Below are 24,075 nucleotides of genomic sequence, written 5' to 3'. Positions count from 1 at the left end.
ACCTGAATAGTTTATGAAGCCGTTGTCGGAACTCCGATGACGGCTTTTTTTCACTGGTGCAGGTTTCCAAATCTGTACCTGCCATTGGGCAGCGTTTTCCCCGCATTGCATACGGGGCTATGGATGTTGAACCCCTCCGGGGTTGGCGAATCGGATATGCAAGTTTGCATGAGATAGCCATTTAACTCCAGCGGGCATTCGATTAGCCATAGATGCCTCTCATGATTAATGCCCAACGTTATATTTCGATAAACATATCCCGCCCGCTAGTCGTTATATTCAAACGGAAATAACGATTCATGAAATACACTCTACTTTTTACCTTCTTCCTGACTAGTGCAGTGCTCCAGGCACAGACCCGTCTTGATAGTCTTCGGTCGGATACGTCCCGTAATCTTCAGGAGCTGGTGATTACTGCTTCGCGGGTGCCCGAACGGCTGTTGCAGTCGCCGCTCAGTATTGAGTTACTCAATGCCCGCCAGATTCGGTACTCGGCTCAACCCTCGTATTACGACGCGATTGAAAATCTGAAGGGGGTGCAGCTACTCACCTCCAGCTTAGGTTTTAAAGTCTACAACACCCGGGGCTTTGCCAACCCAACCAACGTACGCTTTGTGCAGCTGGTGGACGGAATGGACAATCAGGCACCGCACATCGGATCTCCCATTGCCAGTGCTCTGGCCCCTTCGGATCTGGATATTGAACGGGTAGAAATTGTACCGGGAGCGGCTTCGGCCTTGTACGGACTCAGTGCTTTGAACGGTTTGGCCCAGCTCATTACCAAAGATCCATTTAATTCACCCGGACTAAGCATTGGCCAGAAAACGGGCGTGAATCACGTCGGAGAATCGCAGGTTTCACCCCAACTTTATACTGAAACCAGTCTGCGATACGCCCAGCCTTTGAGCAATCGGTTTGCCTTCAAGATCAACCTTACCTACCAGCAGGGGTACGACTGGATCGCTCGCGACGCTGCCGACCTGAATCCGAACGCCAATGCCTCGCTTGGTTTGACGGGTATGAATAATCCCGGAAGTGATCGGGTCAATCAGTACGGCGACGAGTCCGCTAATCGGCGTACGCTGACGCTGGGCGGCAAGAAGTACGTAGTCTCGCGGACGGGCTATTTCGAAAATGATATTACCGATTTACGACTTCGAAACTTACGGGGCGACGTGGCTTTGTACTGGCGTTTGAAACCCGGCTGGACACTTTCTTACCATTACAAAGCCGCCACGCTCAACAACGTATACCAGCGAACCAATCGCTTTCGACTGGAAAATTACCGACTCAGTCAGCAGGGACTGGTACTGGAATCACCAGCCTTGTTAGTGCGATTGTACCGCACCGCCGAAAACACGGGCGATTCCTACAACATCCGTTCAATGGCGGAAAATATGGATCGTTCGTTCAAATCCGATGATCGCTGGTTCAGTGACTTTTCCAGCCAGTTTGCCGCAGCCACGCAAGCCGGGCAAAGCGTAGGTCAGGCTCTGCAACAGGCTCGCACTCAGGCCGATCAGGGGCGGATTCAACCGGGTACCCCCGCTTTTGATGCGGAAGTCAGTCGTTTGCGGGCCATCAATAACTGGGATATTGGGGCGGCTCTGCAGGTAAAATCCTGGCTGTACCACGGGGAAGCTCAAGTGGAAGTCAGTCGTCTGCTGGGCCCTAAATTTCAGGAAAAAACCAGGCTTCATCTCCTAGCTGGAGGTGATTTTAGGCAGTACGTAGTCTTTCCCGATGGTAACTATTTTATCAATCCGGATGGTACGGATCGGAATCTTCAATATCGCAAAGCGGGCGGATTTGTGCAGGCTTCGCGGACGTTCTGGGGTGAACGGTTAAAGTTAACCGGCTCCCTGCGACTCGATAAAAATCAGTACTTTACGCCGCGACTGAATCCCTTGGTAACGGCCGTATTTTCGCCCGCGGCCGAACAGTATGTACGAGCTTTGTACCAGACGGGCTATCGATACCCGTCGCTGTTCGAAGCTTTTTCCAATGTTAATTCGGGCGGGGTGAAACGGGTAGGAGGACTGAAGGTGATGTCGCAGGGCATTTTTGAACGTTCCTATTTCCGTACCTCCATCGATGCGTTTCAGACGGCAATCAATACCGACGTCAACACCCATCAACTGACTACCGAACAGGCTATTCAGAAAAACAAAGGCTTACTACGGAAAAACACCTATACCTACCTGCAACCCGAACAGGTGAACAGTCTGGAAGTGGGGTATCGGGGCCTGTTTTTCAAAAAACGTCTATACATCGACGTTGATTTTTACTACAACGTGTATCGGAATTTCATCGCTCAGGTCGAAGCTAACATTCCAAAGAAATCCAATACTGATTCACTGGCTTATTACCTGGCCGACCGAACCCAACAGGACCGCTATCGGCTCTGGACCAACTCAAAACCCGGGTTTATAATTACGGCTCCAGCGTAGGAATTCGGTATGCCTGATACGTGAATGGACCGTAACGGGAAATGCCTCGCTGGCTCGCCTGGACCGGACGGATCAGGGAGACGGGCTCGAAGAAGCTTTCAATACGCCCCAATGGATTACTAATGTTGGGTTGGCAAATCCAACCTTGTGGAAGTCATTCGGTTTTTCAGTGAATTATAAATACCAAAGTGCTTTTCTCTGGCAATCGTCCCTGGCAACGGGGCAGGTGCCCGCCATTCATACGTTCGATGCTCAGGTGAGCTATGATTTCTCCTGGTTGCTGGTAAAAGTAGGAGGTACGAACGTGTTTAACCGCCCGTACACCACCTTCAAGGCTGGCCCCGGTGTGGGAGGATTGTATTACACTTCGCTCGTATTAAAAGCCTGGTAATTAAAACGTAGTAAACGATGGAATAGGAATTTTTTGTAGTAGAAGAAACTATCTACGTTATGCAGACAAAACCGATCACCCCCAACCAGCACGGTACCATTGACTATGCCTTTAGCGTAATCCAGACCGTAACGCCTACGCTGCTTGAGTTGCCTAAACCAACCCAGCATGTATACCAGATACTGGGCCTGAGTTTTCTGACTGTCAACGCGTTGACGGATACAGACGTTGCTGCAAAACCCGTACTGACGTTCAAACAACATCAGCGGGGTGATGCTGCTTTTCTGGCTGGATTAGCTCTGCTGACATTGAGCCGCCCCATCCGTACACATAAGCGGACGCTGGCTTTTCACCTGGGCTTTCTGGCTTTGGCTGTTACGCATTATGTATTGACAGACTACGACAGTGGTTCCGGTTCGTAACGCAATAACTATTCGTCTAGTGATGAGTTGAACGGGTGTCAGAGAGAAGATAAAAAAGCCTTCTGTCCGGCACCCGTTTACACCTATTAGTCAACTAACGCACCTGTTCTACAGGCAAGTAAATGCGAAAGGTGGCCCCTTGACCCGGCTGACTTTCCGCTGTGATGGCTCCACCATGATTCCGAACTACCTTTTCACAAATGGCCAGGCCGATACCCGTTCCGGGGTATTCACTTTTGCCGTGTAATCGCTGGAAGACCTGAAAAATTCGTTGACTATATTGTTCATCAAAGCCAATGCCGTTATCTGCGATCGTGATGCAAGCATACGCTTCGGCCATTCGGGCCGGTTGCACATCCTGCGGAAGCTCATCCAGCCATAATTGGGTTGAATGCATGCGAATGGCAGGAGCTAGTTGTGGCTGACGAAACTTCAGTGCATTACTCAGGATATTCTGGAAAAGTTGTCCAAGCTGAAGGATATCACCCCGAACCATGGGTAAGGGCTCCAGACGAATGGAGGCTTTCGACTCCTGGATCCTCAGTTCCAAGTCTGAAAGTACCGTTTTCAGGATTTCCGTCAGGGAGACAAGTTCGGTAAACTCCTGGTTCGAAGAAAGTCTGGATAAGGTCAGTAAGTCGCTAATCAGCAGGGACATACGTTGGGAGGCAACCTGCATCCGTTTCAGATAGGTCACGCCATCGCCCAACTGACTGCTGTAACGACTCATCAGAATATCGCCGAACTGCTGTACTTTCCGCAACGGTTCCTGCAGGTCATGGGAGGCAATGTAGGCAAACTGTTCCAGGTTTTCGTTGGAGCGGGTGAAGAGTACGTTCGACTCTTCCAGTTCTTCGTTGCTGCTTTCCAGTTGCTCATTGATAGAAGCCAGCTCTTCATTTGCCGCCGCCAGTTCTTCCGTTCGTTGCTGAACCAGCTGTTCCAACGCTCGCTGGGTTTCCCGTTGTTGCGTAACATCCTGAGCCGTTCCCGCGAGTTTATAGGGTTTGCCCTGAGCATCGTGGTACACTCTGGCCTGAGCGTGAATGGTCCGCTGGTAGCCCGTATGCCGATGCGTAATGACGTTCTCGTTTTCGTAATACCCCGAACCTGCAATCACCGCATCAATTTGATCCCTGACTGCGTTTCGGTATTCTTCCGGTACTAGCTCGTAAACTTCTTCGGGGTAGGCACTGAGTTCGGCCAGGCCCATCCAGTCCCGTAATCGTTCCGAATAAGTAAATTTTCCGCTTTCCATATCCATACTCCAGGTGGCCAGTTGAGCCAGTTCAATAGCTCCCCGTAAACTTTCTTCGGCTTCCTGAATCTGCTGGCGAGCCTGAGCTACCGGCGTTACGTCAGCGGCAATGTCCAGAATGGCGTACACCTGACCTTGGGCATCAAACAGAGGGCTGTAAATGATGTTATACAGATTATGAGTCATCACGCCATCCTGTACGATGTTTACCTGAGTCTCATAACTCTGGTACATGTTACCCGTCGTATAGACATCATCAAGAATTTGCAGGAAAGGCTGGTTTTCCAGTTCCGGCATGACCTCCCGAAGCGGCTTTCCCACAATGTTCGGACCTTTCCCAACAATATCAATGAAAGCCTGATTGGGCAGTTCCACCAGCAGATCGCGTCCCACAAATAAGCCAATCGCTACGGGAGCCGTAGCAATCAGTGCTTTTAGCCGGGCCTCACTCGCTTCTACCGCTTTGCGGGCCTGTACCTGAGCCGTGACATCAATGCCCACAACGAGGACGCCCGTGATCTCCCCTTCATCATTGCGTTGGGGCTGATAGGTGAAATCCAGATACAGCGTTTCTATTTCCTCAGAATTAGATACGTATACTGCTACTTCTCTGGTTACCAGGGATTGCCGGGTTTGAATGACTTGTTCCAGAATCTGTTCAAAACCCCGATCCAGGAGCTCGGGCATGGCCTCGCGTAAGGGTTTTCCTAATAGCGTTTCCGACGAACGGCTAATCAGCCGAGTATAGTAGGGATTGACCATCTGGTACGTCCATTCCTCTTTATCCAGCAGTGCAACAGCGATGGGTGAGTGTTCCAGCAGCGTTTTGAAAGCTTGCCGTACAGGCATGATGGGTAGCCGATCCTGAGGAATGACTTCTACCAAACCCGCTATGGAAGAGCCGATTCGACTGGCTCGTAACCGAATCCAGCGGTTGGTCAACACATTGCGGCACTGTATATCCAGAGATGAAGCGAGACTTTCATCTTGAAAAACGGATTGGACCCGCTTCTGATCTGACTTGCCCAGCGTCTGCAACCAGGCTTCGTACGGAAGTTCGGTGCTGAGGGCAAAGCCAAAAAGCTCCTGACTAACGGCATCACAGCGAAGAAGCCCTTGCCCGGAATCATAGACCCAGGTACCGACTCCATGCGTCTGTAAAAGAAGTTTCAACCGCTCATCGTCCGCGGCGGGTAAGTGGGAAAATGGCTTAGGGGATTCCGCCATGTTTTAATCCGTTTATGTACGGTATTGTAACTCGGCTATTCCTAAAAGGTTGGATATAAACGGATAATAATAACTTCTCTGTTTTAATGCGACCATAAAGAACGAATTTATTCATGAAATGGATGGTAGTATAGCCCGTACAACAAAAAGCTCGGTAAGGCAGTAAAGACGGCGGAACTCACTACAATGACGGTGTTTATACGGTTAAGGGCTTAGCCCATACACCCAACGCCGCCGTTCGCTGAGCATAATGGTCGAAATCAATGGCCGGGCGGCCCAATACCCGTTCTACGTCAGTAGTCAGCGAGGCATTGCGACCGTCGAGTACTTCACTGAACAGATACGCAAGTAAAGCTACCATTTCGGGCGGCGTACCCAGATCCTCCAAGGCGGAGAGGTATAAGGGTAGGGGAATGCTATCGTAACGGATCGGCCGGTCGGCGTAGCGGGCAATCGTCTGAACAGCCTCGGCGAAGGTCAGCAGGCGAGGACCCGTCAATTCATACACGCGTCCCGTGTGTTGGGGCTGCGTCAGAGCGGCTACGGCTATTTCGGCAATGTCCTCGGCATCAATGAATGGTTCCCGAACGTCAGCTACGGGCAAAACCAGCTGGCCTTGCTGTATACCCTCCAGAAAAAAACTTTCGCTAAAATTCTGATGAAACCAGCTGGCTCGTAACACGGTCCATTCCACGCCAGCGTTCATGACGATTTGTTCGCATCGTTCAGCGGCTTCTTCTCCCCGGCCGGATAGAATAACGAGTCGACGAACCCCCGCCTGCACGGCCTTTTCCACAAACGAATGAATGCTATCAAATGCTTCGGGAATAGCCAGATCGGGCTGAAAGCTGATGTACACGACTTCCACGCCATTGAGTACGGCGGGCCAGGTAGTTGGGTCATACCAGTCAAAGGCGGGCTGATTATGACGTGATCCGATTCGTACGGGAAAACCCTGAGCCTGAAGGCGTTCAACGATCCGATGACCGGTTTTGCCAGTTCCTCCCAGCACGAGAATAGGATTGCTAATGTGCATGTTTGTAGCGTTTACGAGTGAAAAGCTTCCTCGGTGAGAAGCTGTTTCAAAAGTATCCCACTGAAAAACGCGGCACTAGAACAAAACCGACACTAGAAGGGTGAACTCGAAAAATTACCGAGAATCTGTTGGTTGTCCCGAAGATACGCCTGGGGTGAAAGACCCGCGAAGGTCCGGAAGGCCCGAATAAAATGGGATTGGTCGGCGTACCCGCGATCAAAGGCTACGTCGGAAAGCTTTGCGTAGCGATTGTGATTCAGTTGTTCCACTGAGCTTTGAAAGCGGTAAATACTGCTCCAGAGTTTGGGCGAAAGGCCAACGTAGTGCTTAAACCGACGCTCCAGACTTCGCTCCGAAAGACCCGTCTGTTGCTGCAATTCTTTCATGGATACATCGCCTTTCTGCTTATGGATCAGTTGTAAAGCCTGATGTAGGGTAGGGTCAGGAGTCGTGGATGTTTGTTGCAGGCGTTGCATGAGGGATGCTGACAGAAGTTCGATTTGGTTAAATACCGTTGCCTGATGCATGAGCTGTTCGGGCAGATGCTGCGTTTGGGGGATGGACATTTCTTCCAAACCCAGACAGCGGTCCGTTAGAGCCGAAGCGTCCAACTGGAAAAGGGTCTTCAACGCATGGGGATAAAAGCAAAAGCCGATTACGCGAAAGCTACCGGGAAACTGCAACTGCGTGTACTGCGTAGCCGGACCATAGAGGTACAAGGCGGGAAGGGGCTTCTCGTATTGATAGAATGAACCACTTTCGGATTGTTGAAAGATGAGGCCGGGACACCCATCCGCCAGTACGCGGAACGTCGGTGCGGATACCTGCGATACGGGCGTTTCGAGGTACCAGATCGCCTGCACATACGCAGCAAGGGCAGGTGGAGGAGCGACAAATTGATAGGCCATACGAACAGAGAATAGAAGTACGCGAATCCATAAGAAGGCAGGGAGTACTCCTTTTTTGTGAAAGGGGTACTCCCTGCGAATCGTCGAGTTCCAGACTTAGTAGTCTAGCGTAATTCAGCGAGTTTCCTAATGTCTGTGCGAGATACGGCTTAATCCTAATTCCCAAAAGCGAAGTCGGATGAACGGAATCGGAAGCCAAACTATAAAGCTTTCAGTAAGCTTACTGGCATTCCGTAATACCTCAAATTTTCAGCGTTAAAAAAAGCACTAAAAACAGGTTCAAAAACGACGTTTATAAAACCAATCAAAGTTCTGCTAATCTTTACTTTATTAATTTTTTCATGTACACTTTACCCTCGCGTTGAATCTTGACCAGGTACGTGCCCGAAGGTAAGACCCCAATCGGCACGGCAACCGGCTGCGTAGGGGAGCTTACAAAAGATTGCTCGGGGATTACAACCCGACCCTGAGTCGTGAGAACACTGACGTGTACCAGGGTTGAGCGATCTTCCTGGAATCGCAAATGCATCAGTTGCGGGGCCGGGTTCGGATACAGGTCGATTTGAAGGACGTCCGGACAGGCCTGTTGCAGGGATATAATCGAACTGTACGCGTAGGATTGGTCTTCATCCAGAATTTTGAGGCGGAAATAATGGATTCCTTGGCTGGAAGTTGAGGAAAGCATGGAGTAGTTGTTCCGGGATCTTCCAGTGGGCAAAGCGAAAGTAAAGGGTGCAAAATGCTGTCCATCCGTACTCTGCTCGATGATGAATCGGTTGATGTGGCGTTCATCGGCCGTTTGCCAGCGAAACCGAATGTTACAATTTTCATCGGCAGCCGAAAAATCAAGCAGGCGTAAAGGCAGGGGACCGTTGATCTGTTTTTGCAAAATAACGGAGCTGAACGGTAACACGGTATAGGTTCCCGTATACGTCACCCCCCGCACATCCGTATAGGTTTCGCCGCCTAAATTGACCGTTCGGCTAGTACTATCGGCGTTTACTTCAAAACGCACGTAGTTGCTCGGATCATTTTCCGTCACTTCGAGTTCGCTGAAGACGATAGTATCCAGCCAGATTTTGCTTTGCGGATCGTGTAAGGTGAAACTCAGGAAGGTATTATCATTGGTATAGTTAGGGCTCAGTAGCAACTCGACTTCGGTGCGTGTGGTTGACAACGTCACCGTTTTTAGTTTACAAACGCCAAAATTTGAAGAGGCTGAAGATAAGAGAGCCACCTGTAACGCCGTAGTATCCCGACTGCCTTTGGCCGAAAACCTCAGCCGATAGTACTTGCCAAAGGTAAGCGTACCGACATTGATGACGGCCCGGGATGACTTTGTGGTCGTAGTATCCGTCAGGTTCAACCGCAACGATCCGCCATCTAACTGTTCCGTATTGTCCCAGGCGGGAGCACTGGTACCACTGGCGGGCGTAAGCGTATAGGCCGTTGCCCCGGTGGTAAGTCCGGTATTGAACTGACTATTATTGCTGACCGTAATGCGGTTAGGCCCTTCGGATTGTACAACCACGGGCGACTGGTACGTCTGCCCATACACCCCGTGAGCATCATACGATAGTTGCTGCCACTGGCTGAGGGTTAGGGCTTTCGAAACGCGTGGGGTAGCAGCCGTCGTGACGGTTTGGACAAAGGTGGGGTCTTTTTCGAAGGGTTGGCTGTAGTAGTTACTGTCCAGCGTACCTACTAAAGGCAGGTACACCGCACTGCCGGTTTGTACCAGTCCACCCTGCTGATTGAGCGACCGGGCGTAGAAAATATTACGGACTACCCGATGATTCCTGGAGGCGGGTTTGCTGTCGGGGAAATAGCCGAAGCCGTACATGTTGTCGTAAAACGTATTGTTGCGTACGGTGTGACCAGACGTGGTAACGTTAAGCATCAGTCCGGCTCCCATCACCTGATAGACGGTATTTCCTTCCACCAGATTTCCCAAACTATTTCCATCCATATAAATACCACAGGCGTAATTGGAGTTGACGACGCGGGACGTGGTACCAAAGAGATTCGGATACGCCTGACGCACGACATTGCCAATCACCCGGTTGTTGCCATAGCCGTACGTAGCCGGAGCGAAGCCCTTGAACGTATAAATGCCACCTACATCGCACTTGACCCGGGCGAAGTTGGAAACCTGATTGTTTTGAACTAGAAGATTAGTACCCTCAAACCGGATGCCGCAGTAGCCCACGCTGTCGATGACATTGTTAGCGGCAGTGGCGTTTCGACCTACCAGATTGATGGCGTTGTACTGATTGTTGTTCGGCTCACCCATACCTGCCCGCAGAGCCGTATTCAGGATGGTGTTACGGTTACAGAGGTAGTCGCGAGCGGTAATAAAAATGGCGTTGTTATTGGTTTGGTTAAACGTATTGTCGGAGACCAGTACCTGTACGGCCCGGTTGACCAGCATCGCATTGTGATTATTGATAAACTGGCAGGACTGAATGCGAATGTTTTGGGTGAGGCTACCCGCGGTACTATCGATCCGAATGCCATACTCATTGGCCTGGGTGAACGCCAGTTGCTGAATGCTCAGGTGACTTTTTCCACTGGCAAAAAACGTACTACTCACCACCGGAGCTTCGGTTTGTAATTGATTAGGGTCGGTGGTAGAATAGAGGTAAACTTTTTTAGCCGATTTATCGAAGTACCATTCGCCGGGCTGATCGAGTGTAGCCAGGTGATTCTGGAAAAAATAACCGTAGCCCGTATTGATGGTATAATTTCCTACCCCCGGAGCCACAAAGGTAAGCGTACTTCCGGTGTGCGACTGAACCACGGGTTTGTTAAGCAAAAACAGATTTACCCGTACCACGGCGGTAGCTCCCGTCCAGTCCTGCCCCGCCAGCGAGTTATCGTTCAATATAGTATTGCCACTGCCGGACTGGATACGCAGATAACCCTGATTAGTAGCGTCAGCATTGGGGTAGCGACCGATCTGTTGGGACGTTCCGTTGATGAAAAATTATTCATGGCCGTAATGGGACCGGCGTAGTCCGCAACCCAGACATTGCCCTGAAAAACGCTCCAGCCGAAAGGGCTGTGATCCGTTGATGATCGGTCGCGAGCCCGTGCCGTAGGCTCCGTACGTAATCGAAGCGGTGGCCGTACCGGATTTTTGCGGTAACAGTTCACCCCGGAATACATCCCCCCGCCGGAACAAAATGCTGTCGCCGGGATTGAACGTGGCAGCCATGGTATTGACTTTCGCCAGGGTTTTCCAGGGGCTTTGTTGACTTAATCCCGTATTCCCATCATCGTTACCATCGGCGGAAACGTAATAGTTGACCTGAGCCTGGAGCAGCGTACTACTGACCAGCAGGAGTACACATAAGAAGTAATGCTTTTTCATTGAAATAGGGTTTAGAGTGGTACCGATAGTAGTAACTGAAAGCAGCGACAAGGCAATCACCATAAGCTGTGGGGTGTATACTACTATCGTTTTATTTTATATTGAAATCGTTCAAATATTCGGTGAAGTAACGCATACCTGCCAAATGAGAACCCGTGGAGATGGTGCAGATGTACCGGGAAATGTTGCAAGCTGTACTTTGGAGGGCGTAGACGTTTAAAATTTTGAAGGCAGATGGAATAAGTACTACTTAATGAATAGTGTAGGGATGTTGTAACCAACCCTATCACGTCTGCGAAGAGGATACTTCGTGCCAGCAATTTTTGTGAAGCAGAAGCTCGCGACGAATAGTACACGGCCTCGAACCCATCAACAGTGATACAGGGAATGTTTTACATTTGTTAAACGAGCATTTAAAAAATGTTATTTTTGTATACTTTACCTCCGTGAAACAGTAAAAAAGGGAGAAAGTCATTTTGTCATGCTTCAATCATACGTAGCGTATTTCCGGGTTTCGACCCAAAAGCAGGGGCGTTCCGGACTGGGACTGGAAGCCCAGCGATCTACCGTCGATTCATACCTGAAAGGCCGGGGAGTCATGATTGCTAATTTTACGGACATCGAGTCGGGGAAGAAAGCCGATCGGCCGCAGTTGCAGGCGGCCATTGCGTATTGTAAAGAATACCGGGCGGTCTTACTGATTGCCAAGCTCGATCGCCTTACCCGTAATGTAGCCTTCATCTTTACGCTGCGGGATTCGGGCGTGGAATTCGTGTGTGCCGATATGCCCGAGGCCAACACCCTCACCATTGGCGTCATGGCGACGATGGCCCAGTACGAACGGGAGCTGATTGCCGAGCGTACCAAAAAAGCCCTGGCCGAAAAGAAAAAGCAGGGCGTGGCCCTGGGGAAGCCCGAAAATCTAACGGATGCGGCGAAGGAGAAAAGTCTGGCGATCCGTCAGCAAAACGCCCGGATGCATGAAAACAACCGGCGGGCGGGCATCCTGGCTCAGGCTTTACGCAAAAGTGGACATAACTGGAGTACCATCGCCAGCTTGCTGAACGAAAATGGTTTTCGTACCCGACGCGGGAAGACCTTTCAGGCCGTTCAGGTACAGCGGATTATCAAGTTGATGGAAGGCTAATGCTGACTAAAAAAGCACGGTTTACATTTGTAATCAGGTTTGCCGGTAAATTTAAGTGATCGCTATCAGGTAAGCTTTGCTGAAATCTGAAAACGTAATTTTTTCGGGCAGCTCTGCCGCGAGCATCGGATCCTGATCAAATCCGGTACCTTCGTACGATACGTTTGCTCTATACTATGGATGTACTGGATTTTGAATCGCCCTTTCAGATTCAGCTCAGTTTTGCTACGCTGCTCGATCGGCTTCACGAAGTTGCCCAGGGTAAGGATGCCGAAAAGGCTCGTTCGGCTCAGGTCCTATTGACGGAGCTGGCTCCTTTTCCGGAGTTTCGGGAGGGAATCACGAGTGCAGATCAGGTAGAGAAGCATGCCAACCTGATTCGTCGTTTGCTAAAAGATTATTTTCCACCCGAACTGACGGATAATGAAATCAAAGCGGTCAGTATTCCTTTTCTCCCGATCATTTTCAACCATACCGAACGTTTTAAAAAGATTCTGGCGGCAGCAGGAACCGATTTTGAAATGGGTATACGCGACTTCGATGCTCATCAGTTTTACGTGCTGAGTTGTTGCATCATTCTTAATGATGTATACGGCACTAAACTCGACTTCGCCAAACCACTTTTTTATGACATCCCCACGGCCGAGGGCATTCTCCGGCATTACCGGATTTTATATAACGCCGATTTTCTGGATACCCTTCCCACGGAACAGGCTTTACCGCTCAGTCAGGCTGAAATAGAAGAACTCCTTGACAATTACGATAACCTGGAGCTTTGGAAAGCCAAATTTCCACCCAATAGCTGGCTGATCAAAGGTTTTGCTCTGATGGTATTGTACGATGCCACGGTCGAAAATGCCATTTCTCTTCTGAAAGAAAAACTGCTGGGTTCGTACCAGATCGATTTCCACGAAAATCTGCTGCCCATTTTTCACTCCATTTTCAATTCCAAAAGCCTGCGGATTGGATTCGCTATGTACAATGCGGCGAGCGACACGTTTACGAAAGCCGCTTTTGGCGAACCCCTGCCCAGCTTCATTCTGTCCGGGCACGATTCCTGCGTAGCCCGCCAAACGCTGTGCGTGAAATCCTACCAAAAGACTGTACAGCAACATACCTACTTTGCCGTAGCGGATACGCTGGAATACACCGCCCATAGTTTACTCATTGAACACCTGAATCAGCAGCAGATTCGTAGTTTTATTCTGGCTCCAGTTGTCAAAAATCAGCAGTTGTGGGGCGTGCTGGAAGTGGTTTCGTCGCAACCCCGCGAGTTCAACAGTATCAATGCCCTTAAACTGGACGTGCTGATGCCTTTTCTGACGGAAACCATTGACCGGATGGAGGCGGAGTTGCAGAATCATATTCAGGCATTTATCCAAAATGTGTACACAACGATTCACCCGAGTGTATACTGGAAATTCCGCCAGGAGGCTCTGGCGTATCGGTATCATCAACAGGCCGGTCAATCGCATACGTTAGCCGAAATTGCTTTTCCTGACGTACATCCTTTATACGGTCAGGTTGATGTGAAAGGCTCGTCCGAAGCACGGAACCTAAGTACGCAGAAAGATTTACAAACGCAACTTGAGGCATTGCAGGCAGTACTCGACAGCGTAACAATCGAACCTATTGAGAAACAACAGATTGCTCATTTTCTGATTGACATCTCCCAGCCCCTACAGGCTAGTACGGAACCCTACATCACCGCTTATCTGGATCACCGCATCCATCCGCAATTACGGATGCTGAACGAGGCCGCCGTAGACGAGTACTTCCGGGAAACAAACCTGCACACGGGCCGTTTTTATCACCACCGACGGAAATATGACAGAGCGATCCGGCAGATTAACGATAACCTGACCCGTATACTCGATCAGCGTCAGCAGGAAGCTCAGGCCATTTTTCCGCATTACTACGAGCGATTCAGGAGTGATGGGATCGAACATAATCTGTATATCGGGGCGTCCATTGCTCCGACGCTCACTTTTGGTACCGAACACCTGCGGGAACTGCGGCTCTGGCAGCTTCGCGTAATCTGCGAAATGGAGGTGAGTCATCAGCAGTTAAGACCTTTATTACCCTATCCACTCGAGGTAACCACGCTGATCCTGGTCTTTCCCAGTACGATCACCATCGCCTTCCGGCTGGATGAAAAACGTTTTGACGTGCAGGGAACGTACAATGCCCGTTTCGAGATCGTGAAAAAACGCATCGATAAAGCCCATGTGAAGGGTACGCAGGAACGCATTACCCAGGTTGGAAAACTATGCGTGGTATATTCAGGGGAAGAAGATGAAAAGGAATACCGCCCGTACCTGACGCAGCTACAAGAAGAAGGGGTACTTGATGCAACAATTGAACAACTGGAGGTAGAAGATTTACAGGGAGTAGCAGGTTTGAAAGTATGGCGAGTGGGCATTACCGCATCGAACGTTGAAGCATACCATTCGGTACACCTCAGGTCGGATCGTATTAATAAAGAAACCACTCCTAAATAGAAGTGGTTTCTAACAACTCTCCGCTTGATTTTATGTACTGCAATTCGTTACCAGGATCCGGGCGTCATCAACAAACCGTCATATTCCGTAGCATTCGGAATCGTTGAGATTAGGATGGCGGGCTCGCCTCTACTCTCCGTGAGGGTATAGTAATAGACTTTCTTATGTTCCTTTAATTCAGCAGCCGTCATGTTACGTTTGAAATTGTGACTGCTTACGCAATTATCCTTGCTTTTGAAGTTTCCTTCGGTAGGGGTAACCGTTAAGGTACCTTCTTCCTCATTGAACTTCACATGACCCTTCTCAAAAGAGAATACCTCCGTGCGGCAACTGTAAGCGGTGACATTGTTGATCGTGTAACACTCGTACGTACCGTTTTTCTTAAATTCAAAAGACATGGACTGTTCGTTGGCATGACCGATGTAGTCATTTCCATTATCCCAGTAACTACCGGCGGATGAGCGGCCGAAGCTCCATTTTCCAACTACTTCTTTAGGGGCGGGGGACTGCGTTTTCGGATCGAGATCATCTCCTTTTTTACAGGAAGTCGTAACCAGACTCAATACCGTTACTACTAAAGCAAATACCTTTTTCATGAAATTGTGATTCGTTTGATAGATTGAACGGTTCAAAATTGGGACCTAAACCACCCTGAGAAAATGAGTAGTTACCCGAATTGTCATTAAAAGGGTATGAACTGTAGAGAGGTGATGAGTAACTGGTATAAAACTAGGGAGAGCAATGGATGGATAAATAGGGAGTATGGACGTAATATCAATACAAAACTTAAACTAAGTAAAATTATTATAACGTTACTTTTACGTTATAATAATTATTTTATTTAGTTGAATCGGTTTATGGCACAATCTATTTATGCTATTACTCATCCTATGAAACGTTGTTTACTTCTACACACTTTTTTACTTCTGACTTTTACTGCCTGGAGTCAGGCTCCTCGTATTACAGATCATAATGCCATCGGATGGTGGGTATACATGGGTGACCATTCGCTCAACAAGCGTTTGAAACTCCACACCGAATATCAGTGGCGTAGAATTAACTTTGTTCAACACTGGCAACAAGCCCTGGCTCGGGTAGGATTGCTGTATGACGTGCGTAAGAACTTATCGGTTGGGGGTGGTTATACTCATTTCACGACGTACCCCTATGGTAAGCATCCCGTGGCCGATCAAGAAGTACCTACCTATGAGCACCGCCTGTATGAAGATGTACAATGGTCTGGAAGTCTGGCCGCAGCCGAATTACAGCACCGGATTCGTCTGGAACAACGCTGGATGGGCGAGCCGGGACACAAGAGTCAGTCCGGTATGGAAAGCTGGGAATATGCCAGCCGAATTCGCTACCAGCTGGAGATACAATATCCTTTGCAAGGCAAGACGCTGGAAGATCAGGAGTTTTATCTCACTGCTCTGGATGAACTGTTTCTAAATCTTGGTCAGGATGACAATGTCTACAACCAAAATCGATTGCTGGGTGGACTAGGTTATCAGTTCACCAAAGATTTTCAAGTTGAATTGGGTTATTTACATCAGATTTCACGGCATACCGATCCGGATCCGGTTAGCCAACGGCCCGTCTATGAAATCAATCGTGGTTTCCGGTTAACGCTTCAATACAATTTAAACTTTGCTAAAACGCAATTGGAAAACAAATAATACCTAACTCATTAGTTTAAAAATTCATTTAATATACTTTTTATAATTACTCACTCTTCATACGCCGTGAACAACGTATAACCCCTATCTTATAGCAAGATTGTACAACAAATACTAGTTTCAACTCCATTATCAATCTAAATGATAGCTCACCCCATCCGATGGGACAATCACGCCAGTTAATGCTAAGAGCACTTAGCAAGTAGCGGCTTATCTGGCCAACTGACAAATAGCGGGTCTACTCTGTCGAAACCCGGTCGATGAATAGCCCATTTTCTAGCAGCATTCAGACGTATACAGATACATTTCTACGCATAGTTTCATTTTATTTATAAATTTTTTAATTATTTGACTTAAAAAGGTTGACAACGTATAGGAAAAAAAATACCTTTGTTCACGCACTTATAAACTCCTCTATGATGAACCTATGTACAATTTTATCTTACGACGTTTGTAATTCCGTTACCAGACTATCTTTGTTTTAGCCCGTCCATTTCTGCTTGTATTGAACGATTTGTCGTTGTGTTTCTAACGTAAAAACCTTAGTTAATTCCGCTTTGAAACGGGCTCTTGAAGAGTGTATTCCATTCTGACGAATCGATTTGTTTTCCGTAGTCATTCAAGCTAACTACGCCCGCATTTACTTGATATATATATCCGATTTAAGACGAATGCGTACTGCTCCGTTCGGCTTAAACAGACCTGTCATTACCTTCTATTTTTCGCACCTGGCTGTCCGCATTACCCTTAACTAGTTCATTTTTTAACGTTCACAAATCGTTTTTCTTAACCTCAATGCCGTACCAGCGGCGAGAACCCGTATGATTAAACCCCTACTTTTTCAAGTCAGGAGGCTATTCAAGGTGAGCCTGAGTCCTATTCTCATGGCCAGCATCTGCTTGACGACCGGTTACGCGGCAAGCAATCGGCCGGGCACCCTGAAAACCTTCGTTGTGGACCGACTGATTACCGGTAAAGTCACCGACGAAAATAATGCTCCGTTACCAGGGGTCAGCGTTATTTTAAAAGGTACCCAACGCGGTACGGTGACCGACGCCGAAGGCCAATTCCGTCTGGAAATTCCCGAATCGGGAGCTACCCTGACGTTCTCTTCCGTTGGTTTTACCCCTCAGGAACTCGTCGTAGGTACTCAGACGAACCTGACGGTTTCCATGAAATCAGACGATAAAGTGCTGGATGAAGTGGTAGTCGTGGGGTATGGTACCGCCCGTAAATCTGACCTGACGGGCTCCGTCGGTTCGGTCAAGGAAGCTCAGTTGCTGGAGCGTCCGGCTCCTTCCCTCAACCAGACTTTATCGGGCAAAGTCTCTGGGGTTCAGGTAAATACCAATTCCGGACGTCCCGGTGGCCGCACAACGGTCCGGATTCGGGGTTTCAGCTCCATCAACTCCTCCAACAACCCGCTATATGTCGTCGATGGCGTAATGCTGCCGCAGGGAAATCAGTCGCAGTTTAGCTCCGCGATTGACTACATCAACCCGAACGACATCGTATCCGTTGAAGTCCTGAAAGATGCTTCCTCAACGGCTATTTACGGAGCCCGGGGTGCCAACGGGGTAATTCTGGTTACGACCCGCAAAGGGAAATCCGGTGAAGGTCAGGTATCTTACAACGCCGATTTCAGCGTGAATACGATTGGTCCCAATAAACCGAAAGTACTCAATGCCCGGGAATACCTGGCCGTTGAAGACCTGGCGTACGCGAACATGGCCAAGTACGATCCCGTGGGCTGGGCCGAGGGAAAATGGAGTTACCTCAATCCCAAGCTTCGTCGCACGGATCCCCGCATTTTTGACAGCAACGGAAATCCGTTGTACGACACCGACTGGTTCAAGGAAGCTACGCAGAATAAATTGTCCCAGAACCACCAGCTGGGTTTCAGCGGCGGTAGTGAGCGAACTCAGTACTCGGTCTCACTCGGCTATCGGGACGATCAGGGTTTGATTAAAACCTCGTATCTGAAACGATATTCCGGACGTTTAACCATCGACGATCAGGTAAAAAACTGGCTCAAAATTGGTGGTACGCTTAGCTACAACAACCAGTCCGAAAACCTGGTCGATATCAACGATGCCGTTCCGCGTCAGATGGTGGAAGATTTCCCCTTCCTGCCCGTGAAGTACGCCGATGGTACGTATGCCAACAACCGGGATTATCCCTACGCGGAAGGTTCCATGAGTTCCGTCCACCGGCTGATGGGTCGTAAATACGTGCTCAACACGCAGACGACGCTGGGTAGTCTGTACTCCAACATTAAATTCATGGAAGGGCTGGAGATGCGTACGGTACTCGGGGTGAACGTACTGACGCAGGAAATCAACGAATCCAGCACGCGTACGCTTGAAATCGGAGCCCAGGGTACTGCCGCAGGCCGGAACCGGAAAGAAAGTTTCTGGTCCCTGGAAAATTACCTGACGTACAACAAGCAGTTCAACGAAAACCACTCCCTGAATGCAGTATTGGGTATCTCCTGGCAGGAAACGAACTTCTTCCGGATCGGAGCAACGATTCAGGGCTTCTCAACCGATTATTTTGGTTACAATAACCTCGGAGCCGGTTCTCGGCAGCCAACGGTTGAATCGGAAGCATCACGGAATGCCTTTAATTCGTACTTCGGCCGGATCAACTACGGCTTCATGGACAAATACCTGTTCACCTTTACGGGTCGGGCCGATGGTTCATCGAAATTCGGAGCAAACCACAAATTTGCCTTCTTTCCCTCGGCTGCCTTCGCCTGGCGGGTGTCTGAAGAGCAATTCCTGAAATCCAACACGATTCTTTCCAATCTGAAACTGCGGACGAGCTTCGGGATGACGGGTAACTCCGAAATTCCGCCCTATACTTCGCTGTCGCTGCTGAGTGCCAACTTCGCTACGGTGTTCAACGATGCACGGGCGGGTGGTACGGGTATCAGCCGTCTGGCTAACCCCGACCTTCGCTGGGAAAAAACGGCTCAGTCGGACATTGGTCTGGAAATAGGTTTACTTAAAAACCGGATCAATATGGAACTGGACTTCTACTACCGGAAAACCACCGATATGTTGCTGGATGCTCCCGTACCCCGCACAAGCGGTTACGCCACCATACGCCGAAACGTAGGTTCGATGGAAAACAAGGGTCTGGAATTCAGCGTCAACACGGTGAACATCGAAAAGACCAATTTCTCCTGGAATACGTCCTTCAATATTTCGCTGAACAAAAACAAGGTGCTCTCACTGGCTACGCCTTCGGACATTTTTGGCGTAGGTGGTCCGAACTTCACCAACCAGACGAACATCATCCGGATTGGCGAACCCGTGGGTTCCTTCTGGGGTCTGACCCGTCTGGGTACCTGGAGCGAGGCTGAACGCGAAGAAGCCGCCAAGTTTACCAGCTATCGGAACGGTCTGACCATTCTGCCTGGTGATATCAAGTATGAAGACGTAAACGGCGACAAAGCCATTACGGACGCTGACCGTAAAATCATCGGTAACGGTAGCCCGAAAGGCTGGGGTGCCATGACGAACTCCTTCCGCTATAAAAGCTTCGACTTCACGCTGGAATTACAGTATATGTTTGGCAACGACGTGATGTTAATGAACCTGCATGCCAGCGAGGACCGTCAGGCCATTGCCAACAGCTACCGTACGGTACTCGATGCCTGGAGACCTGATCACCAAAACACACCAATTGCCGAAATTCGGGAAACGCGTGCGGGTTACGTAACCAACGTAGATAGCCACTGGATCAAGGATGGATCATTCCTGCGGGGCCGTAATGCCCTGTTGGGTTACACCTTCCCAGCTTCGGTAACGAGCAAGCTGAAACTCAGCCGCCTGCGGATTTATACCTCGGCTCAGAACTTCTTCCTGCTGGTGAAAGATCCCGTCATTGGCGATCCGGAAGTAACGCCGACCAACCAGGGTGACAACAGCAGTGCCTTTACGCAGGGTATGATCTGGCACAACTATCCCAAACCGACGACGTATATGGTGGGCTTACAGGTAGGTTTTTAAGGATTCCATGGTATCAACATTGTTACAAATGAAACTTCATAGATTCAAATCCATTGGTCAGGTGGCTCTTCTTAGTGCCGTATTACTGGCCCCAACGGGGTGTAAAAGTTTCCTGGAAGAAGAAGCTCCCTCAAGTTTATCCCCCGATATTTTTTATACGTTACCGGATCACGCGACGGCTGGTCTGAATGCGGTTTACGCCGACCTTCGCTTTATGGGTGAAAGTGCGGGTATCTTCTCCTCTAACTGGCAATTGCTCGAAGCTCTGACGGGTACCGCCACGACGGAAACAGCTCAAAACTCGGACTTGAATAACCTCTACGGGTTGATTCACGACGGAAACACGGCCCACGTCGTCAACTACTGGAATGGCCTGTACCGGGTGATTGCTCAGGCTAATCAGGTACTCGACAAAGTTCCCGGTATTACGATGGACGAAGCTCAGAAAACCCGAGTACTCGGCGAAACCCGTTTTTACGGGCCTGGGCGTACTTCACTGCGGTACGGCTTTGGGGTGACATTCCGCTCATTACCAAACCACAGACCATTAACTCTGAAGACTTCCGTCCGAGCCGTACGCCGCAGGAGCAGATTTACAACCTGATTATCGAAGACTTGAAGTACGCAGAATCGGCCGGACTTCCCTGGATGGATCCGACCGGTCACGTAAACCAGGCAGCGGTTAAAACCCAGTTGGCTAAAGTATACCTGACCATGGCTGGATTTCCGTTGCGGAAGGGTGCTACGCATTACAAGCTAGCCGCCGATAAAGCTCTGGAAGTGATTACCTACGCCAAGGCTAACCCCTCAACGATCAATCTGTTTTCTACCTACGGAGAAGTTCACCAGGAAGGACTGAAGAACCGGACGGAGCATTTGTTCATGCTTCAGTACAATGCCGTTGTAGCCAGTAACCCCATGGATAATTACTATCCAAACTTCAAACCCGTGACCTACAATGGTCCTTCGGGTACGGGTAGTACGGTTCCTACGGCTTCCTTCTACGCCTCCTACGAAACGGGCGATTTGCGAGCCAAAGACCGCGAAGGTTACTTCTTCACCAACTACTATACCAACGGTAGCGGTGATCTGTTCTCGCTGGGTGCTCCTTACGTGTTCAAGCACTTCAACACGACAGCCAACGGAACGCAGGGCGTACCCGGTACGCGGCAAAATAACCTGAACGTACCCCAAATTCGCTACGCCGAAACGTTGCTCATCTACGCTGAAGCTCAGAACGAAGTGGGCGGCCCTAACCAGGAAGCCTACGATGCTCTGAAACGCATCCGCGACCGGGCTAAGTTAACTACGCCGGCATTGGGTACGTTCTCAGCCAATAGCTTCCGGGAAGCCGTATGGCGGGAACGCTGGTACGAATTCTGCTACGAGGGTATCACCTGGTTTGATATGGTTCGCCTCCGCAAAGTGTTCAACGAAAAGACGAAAGGTTTCGATGATTTTGTGGGTCACGTAAACCTGAATTCCAACCGACCCTTGCAGGAGAAGCACCTGTTACTGCCCCTGCCGCGTCAGGAAATGCTGAACAACCCGAATCTGCGGCCTCAAAACCCGAATTATCCGGGCGTTTAGTACCGTAATTCATTTTCATGAAAAAGCCTCGATTCCCACCGGAGTCGGGGCTTTTTTTCAGGGATACGGCTATTTCTACTTTTACTAACTGTAGTACCTGATCTTTTTTGAAACCAATCTTTCCAAATGCATACTTCTGAGCGACAATACTGATTCATTCCCCACTGGAGCTAAACCTGAGCTTTTTAGCAAAGTCACTTTGAGCTTTTTAACAAAGCAGCCCCTACGCCAGACCGCGAATTTTGTAATCGAAACCATAAACAGACATTCGCTATGAAAAAGGTTTGGTTCATTACCGGAAGTTCCCGTGGCTTAGGTCGTCAGTTAACCGAAGCCGTACTGGCTCAGGGGGATCGGGTGGCCGCTACAGCTCGTCAACCCGAATCCTTGCAGGCTCTCAAGAATCAGTATCCCGATCAACTGGAACTCCTGACGCTGGACGTTACGAATCTGGAACAAATTCAAACCGCCGTAACGCTTACCGTGGAACGATTGGGTCGCATCGACGTACTGGTCAATAATGCGGGGTTTGGGATTATCGGTGCCGCCGAAGCGTTCACGGAAGAGCAGGTACGTAGCCAGCTCGAAACGAATTTGTACGCTCCCATTGCCATCACGCGGGCTGTACTGCCCGTGATGCGGAAGCAACGCAGTGGCCGCATTCTGCAAATTAGCTCCGTAGGAGGTCGCGTGGGTGCCGCTGGGTTGACCATGTATCAGGCCGCTAAGTTTGGACTGGGTGGTTTTACCGAAGCCCTCGTCAATGAAGTAGCTCCGCTCGGGATACAAGTGACGTCCGTTGAACCCGGTGGCTTTCGTACGGATTGGGTTGGAGCTTCCATGACCTACGCCACTCCGGTTGAAGGGTACGAAACCAGCGTAGGCCAGCGTGCCGATTATTTCGCCAGTGGTCAATACCTCCCCATGGGCGATCCGGCCAAAGCGGCTCAGGTCCTGATTGATCTGGTGAACCATCCGGAACCTCCGATACATTTAATTCTGGGAAGTGAAGCTGCCAGCATTTTACAGGAAGCTGACGCCCGCCGGAAGGCTGAGTTTGAAGCCTGGCTACCCGTTTCCGTTTCCACGGATCACGACGATTCAGAGAATTTTCTGGATAGCGAACTGGGCCAGACGTATTTGAAAGGGTAAGCGTAAGGGTTGGCATTTAAAGTACACTGCTGCCGAAGATCCTTTCGCAAACGGATTTCTATCGAACCTTCTTATCCGTAACTTGTTGCGTACACACGTACGCAGCAAGTTTTTTGATTCAGCCATGTCCGAAGTACTACCCAATTCCCGCATTATCTATTCCTGCTACTACAACGTCAGTCGGGACGGGGAGCAGTTTATCCCCGAACACGTATTCAGCTATCAGATTTCCGGTTCACTAACGGTTAATGACGGCTTGCGGGTGTACGAGTTTAAGCCTGGCGATTTCCGTTTCAGCCGCCGTAATCAATTGGCGAAATTCGTGAAGCATCCGCCCGTAGGAGGGGAGTTCACTTCCATTTCTGTTTTCCTCGATCAAAAAACGTTAGTAAACCTAAGTCAGCAATACGGATATACCGCTCAGAAACGACCCCTGCGAGCTCCAGCGGTCATTCCTCTATCGCCGCACCCGCTGTACCAGGGATACATGGATTCCCTGATGCCCTACCTACCCTTACCCGGAACGACGGACGATCCGCTGTTTGCTTTAAAAGTAAAAGAAGCGGTATTACTACTATTGCGTACCGAACCTGAGTTAAAGGACATTCTGTTCGATTTCGCTGAACCGGGTAAGCTCGATCTGGAAGAGTTTATGATGCAGCATTACCAGTTCAATGTCAGTCTGAATCGATTTGCGTATTTGAGTGGCCGTAGTCTGGCGACATTCAAACGCGATTTTGAGAAAATTTTTCATCTGTCGCCGCATCGCTGGCTCTTAAATAAACGCTTGCAGGATGCTTATTTCCTGATTAAAGAAAAAGGAAGAAAACCATCGGAGGTTTATCTGGAAGTGGGCTTCGAAGATCTGTCGCATTTTTCTTTTGCTTTTAAGAAAGCCTTCGGTCAGGCTCCTTCGTTAATATAAGGA

At 49.5% G+C, this 24,075-nt stretch carries 16 protein-coding genes and 1 pseudogene; 10 read left to right on the top strand and 7 right to left on the bottom strand.

All coding sequences use genetic code 11. The features are described from left to right. The first annotated feature begins 299 nt into the window (after positions 1-299). Positions 300-2,450, top strand: a complete 2,151-nt coding sequence (locus BWI93_RS14920; RefSeq protein ID WP_369679163.1) for a TonB-dependent receptor plug domain-containing protein — start codon at positions 300-302, stop codon at positions 2,448-2,450. Here BWI93_RS14920 and BWI93_RS29620 read toward each other — a convergent pair. After that, positions 2,434-2,562 (bottom strand): hypothetical protein, encoded by a 129-nt coding sequence (locus BWI93_RS29620; protein ID WP_369679162.1) that lies wholly within the window; start codon positions 2,560-2,562, stop codon positions 2,434-2,436. The two genes, BWI93_RS14920 and BWI93_RS29620, sit on opposite strands and share 17 nt — an antisense overlap. Positions 2,563-2,595: 33 nt before the next feature. Here BWI93_RS29620 and BWI93_RS29615 point away from each other — a divergent pair, with 33 nt between their 5' ends. Together BWI93_RS29615 and BWI93_RS14915 are read left to right on the top strand one after the other, a co-directional pair. Then, the gene (locus tag BWI93_RS29615) at positions 2,596-2,841 is read left to right on the top strand and encodes a hypothetical protein (protein ID WP_369679161.1); all 246 of its coding nucleotides are present in this window, start codon (positions 2,596-2,598) and stop codon (positions 2,839-2,841) included. A 59-nt stretch (positions 2,842-2,900) separates the two neighbouring features. Further along, positions 2,901-3,263, top strand: coding sequence for a hypothetical protein (locus BWI93_RS14915; protein WP_094812662.1), 363 nt, complete (start codon positions 2,901-2,903; stop codon positions 3,261-3,263). A gap of 94 nt (positions 3,264-3,357) precedes the next feature. Here BWI93_RS14915 and BWI93_RS14910 read toward each other — a convergent pair whose 3' ends face one another. From BWI93_RS14910 to BWI93_RS14890, 5 genes are all read right to left on the bottom strand, one after another. Next, positions 3,358-5,748 carry a PAS domain-containing protein gene (locus BWI93_RS14910; protein WP_094812660.1) on the bottom strand — a complete coding sequence of 797 codons (2,391 nt, stop codon included), beginning with the start codon at positions 5,746-5,748 and terminating at the stop codon, positions 3,358-3,360. A 196-nt stretch (positions 5,749-5,944) separates the two neighbouring features. After that, positions 5,945-6,784: an SDR family oxidoreductase gene (locus BWI93_RS14905; protein WP_094812658.1), complete on the bottom strand. Its 840-nt coding sequence runs from the start codon at positions 6,782-6,784 to the stop codon at positions 5,945-5,947. Between the two features lie 92 nt (positions 6,785-6,876). Then, positions 6,877-7,692: a helix-turn-helix domain-containing protein gene (locus tag BWI93_RS14900; protein ID WP_094812656.1), complete on the bottom strand. Its 816-nt coding sequence runs from the start codon at positions 7,690-7,692 to the stop codon at positions 6,877-6,879. A 322-nt stretch (positions 7,693-8,014) separates the two neighbouring features. Next, positions 8,015-10,576: a right-handed parallel beta-helix repeat-containing protein gene (locus BWI93_RS14895; protein WP_094812654.1), complete on the bottom strand. Its 2,562-nt coding sequence runs from the start codon at positions 10,574-10,576 to the stop codon at positions 8,015-8,017. 102 nt (positions 10,577-10,678) lie between these two features. Next, positions 10,679-11,065 (bottom strand): hypothetical protein, encoded by a 387-nt coding sequence (locus BWI93_RS14890; RefSeq protein ID WP_094812652.1) that lies wholly within the window; start codon positions 11,063-11,065, stop codon positions 10,679-10,681. A 481-nt stretch (positions 11,066-11,546) separates the two neighbouring features. Here BWI93_RS14890 and BWI93_RS14885 point away from each other — a divergent pair, with 481 nt between their 5' ends. Together BWI93_RS14885 and BWI93_RS14880 are read left to right on the top strand one after the other, a co-directional pair. Further along, positions 11,547-12,212 (top strand): recombinase family protein, encoded by a 666-nt coding sequence (locus BWI93_RS14885; RefSeq protein WP_094812650.1) that lies wholly within the window; start codon positions 11,547-11,549, stop codon positions 12,210-12,212. 176 nt (positions 12,213-12,388) lie between these two features. Further along, positions 12,389-14,713 carry a GAF domain-containing protein gene (locus tag BWI93_RS14880; RefSeq protein ID WP_094812648.1) on the top strand — a complete coding sequence of 775 codons (2,325 nt, stop codon included), beginning with the start codon at positions 12,389-12,391 and terminating at the stop codon, positions 14,711-14,713. 47 nt (positions 14,714-14,760) lie between these two features. Here BWI93_RS14880 and BWI93_RS14875 read toward each other — a convergent pair whose 3' ends face one another. Further along, on the bottom strand, positions 14,761-15,309 hold the full coding sequence (locus BWI93_RS14875; RefSeq protein ID WP_094812646.1) for a hypothetical protein: 549 nt from the start codon (positions 15,307-15,309) through the stop codon (positions 14,761-14,763). Between the two features lie 294 nt (positions 15,310-15,603). Here BWI93_RS14875 and BWI93_RS14870 point away from each other — a divergent pair, with 294 nt between their 5' ends. From BWI93_RS14870 to BWI93_RS14850, 5 genes and pseudogenes are all read left to right on the top strand, one after another. Next, complete coding sequence (locus tag BWI93_RS14870) at positions 15,604-16,389, top strand: DUF2490 domain-containing protein (RefSeq protein WP_094812644.1); 786 nt, start codon at positions 15,604-15,606, stop codon at positions 16,387-16,389. Between the two features lie 884 nt (positions 16,390-17,273). Continuing rightward, complete coding sequence (locus BWI93_RS14865; RefSeq protein ID WP_255157890.1) at positions 17,274-20,405, top strand: TonB-dependent receptor; 3,132 nt, start codon at positions 17,274-17,276, stop codon at positions 20,403-20,405. Positions 20,406-20,433: 28 nt separating this feature from the next. Further along, positions 20,434-21,995: pseudogene (locus BWI93_RS14860) on the top strand (RagB/SusD family nutrient uptake outer membrane protein). Between the two features lie 273 nt (positions 21,996-22,268). Further along, positions 22,269-23,147, top strand: coding sequence for an oxidoreductase (locus BWI93_RS14855; RefSeq protein ID WP_094812640.1), 879 nt, complete (start codon positions 22,269-22,271; stop codon positions 23,145-23,147). Positions 23,148-23,232: 85 nt separating this feature from the next. Further along, positions 23,233-24,072, top strand: coding sequence for an AraC family transcriptional regulator (locus tag BWI93_RS14850; protein ID WP_255157889.1), 840 nt, complete (start codon positions 23,233-23,235; stop codon positions 24,070-24,072). The last annotated feature ends 3 nt before the right edge of the window (positions 24,073-24,075 follow it).

Origin of the sequence: Siphonobacter sp. BAB-5385 (genome assembly GCF_002261125.1) — a bacterium.
Classification (GTDB): domain Bacteria; phylum Bacteroidota; class Bacteroidia; order Cytophagales; family Spirosomataceae; genus Siphonobacter.
Note: the sequence above shows the minus strand (reverse complement) of the source record. Positions and strands in the feature narration are given on the sequence as shown.

Excerpts from the sequence above, each read along its gene's own strand:
- BWI93_RS14880 (WP_094812648.1), top strand. The coding sequence starts at position 12,389 with ATGGATGTACTGGATTTTGAATCGCCCTTTCAGATTCAGCTCAGTTTT.
- BWI93_RS14885 (WP_094812650.1), top strand. The coding sequence starts at position 11,547 with ATGCTTCAATCATACGTAGCGTATTTCCGGGTTTCGACCCAAAAGCAG.
- BWI93_RS14900 (WP_094812656.1), bottom strand. The coding sequence starts at position 7,692 with ATGGCCTATCAATTTGTCGCTCCTCCACCTGCCCTTGCTGCGTATGTG.
- BWI93_RS14870 (WP_094812644.1), top strand. The coding sequence starts at position 15,604 with ATGAAACGTTGTTTACTTCTACACACTTTTTTACTTCTGACTTTTACT.
- BWI93_RS14915 (WP_094812662.1), top strand. The coding sequence starts at position 2,901 with ATGCAGACAAAACCGATCACCCCCAACCAGCACGGTACCATTGACTAT.
- BWI93_RS14905 (WP_094812658.1), bottom strand. The coding sequence starts at position 6,784 with ATGCACATTAGCAATCCTATTCTCGTGCTGGGAGGAACTGGCAAAACC.
- BWI93_RS14865 (WP_255157890.1), top strand. The coding sequence starts at position 17,274 with ATGGCCAGCATCTGCTTGACGACCGGTTACGCGGCAAGCAATCGGCCG.
- BWI93_RS14920 (WP_369679163.1), top strand. The coding sequence starts at position 300 with ATGAAATACACTCTACTTTTTACCTTCTTCCTGACTAGTGCAGTGCTC.
- BWI93_RS14890 (WP_094812652.1), bottom strand. The coding sequence starts at position 11,065 with ATGAAAAAGCATTACTTCTTATGTGTACTCCTGCTGGTCAGTAGTACG.
- BWI93_RS14910 (WP_094812660.1), bottom strand. The coding sequence starts at position 5,748 with ATGGCGGAATCCCCTAAGCCATTTTCCCACTTACCCGCCGCGGACGAT.
- BWI93_RS14855 (WP_094812640.1), top strand. The coding sequence starts at position 22,269 with ATGAAAAAGGTTTGGTTCATTACCGGAAGTTCCCGTGGCTTAGGTCGT.
- BWI93_RS14875 (WP_094812646.1), bottom strand. The coding sequence starts at position 15,309 with ATGAAAAAGGTATTTGCTTTAGTAGTAACGGTATTGAGTCTGGTTACG.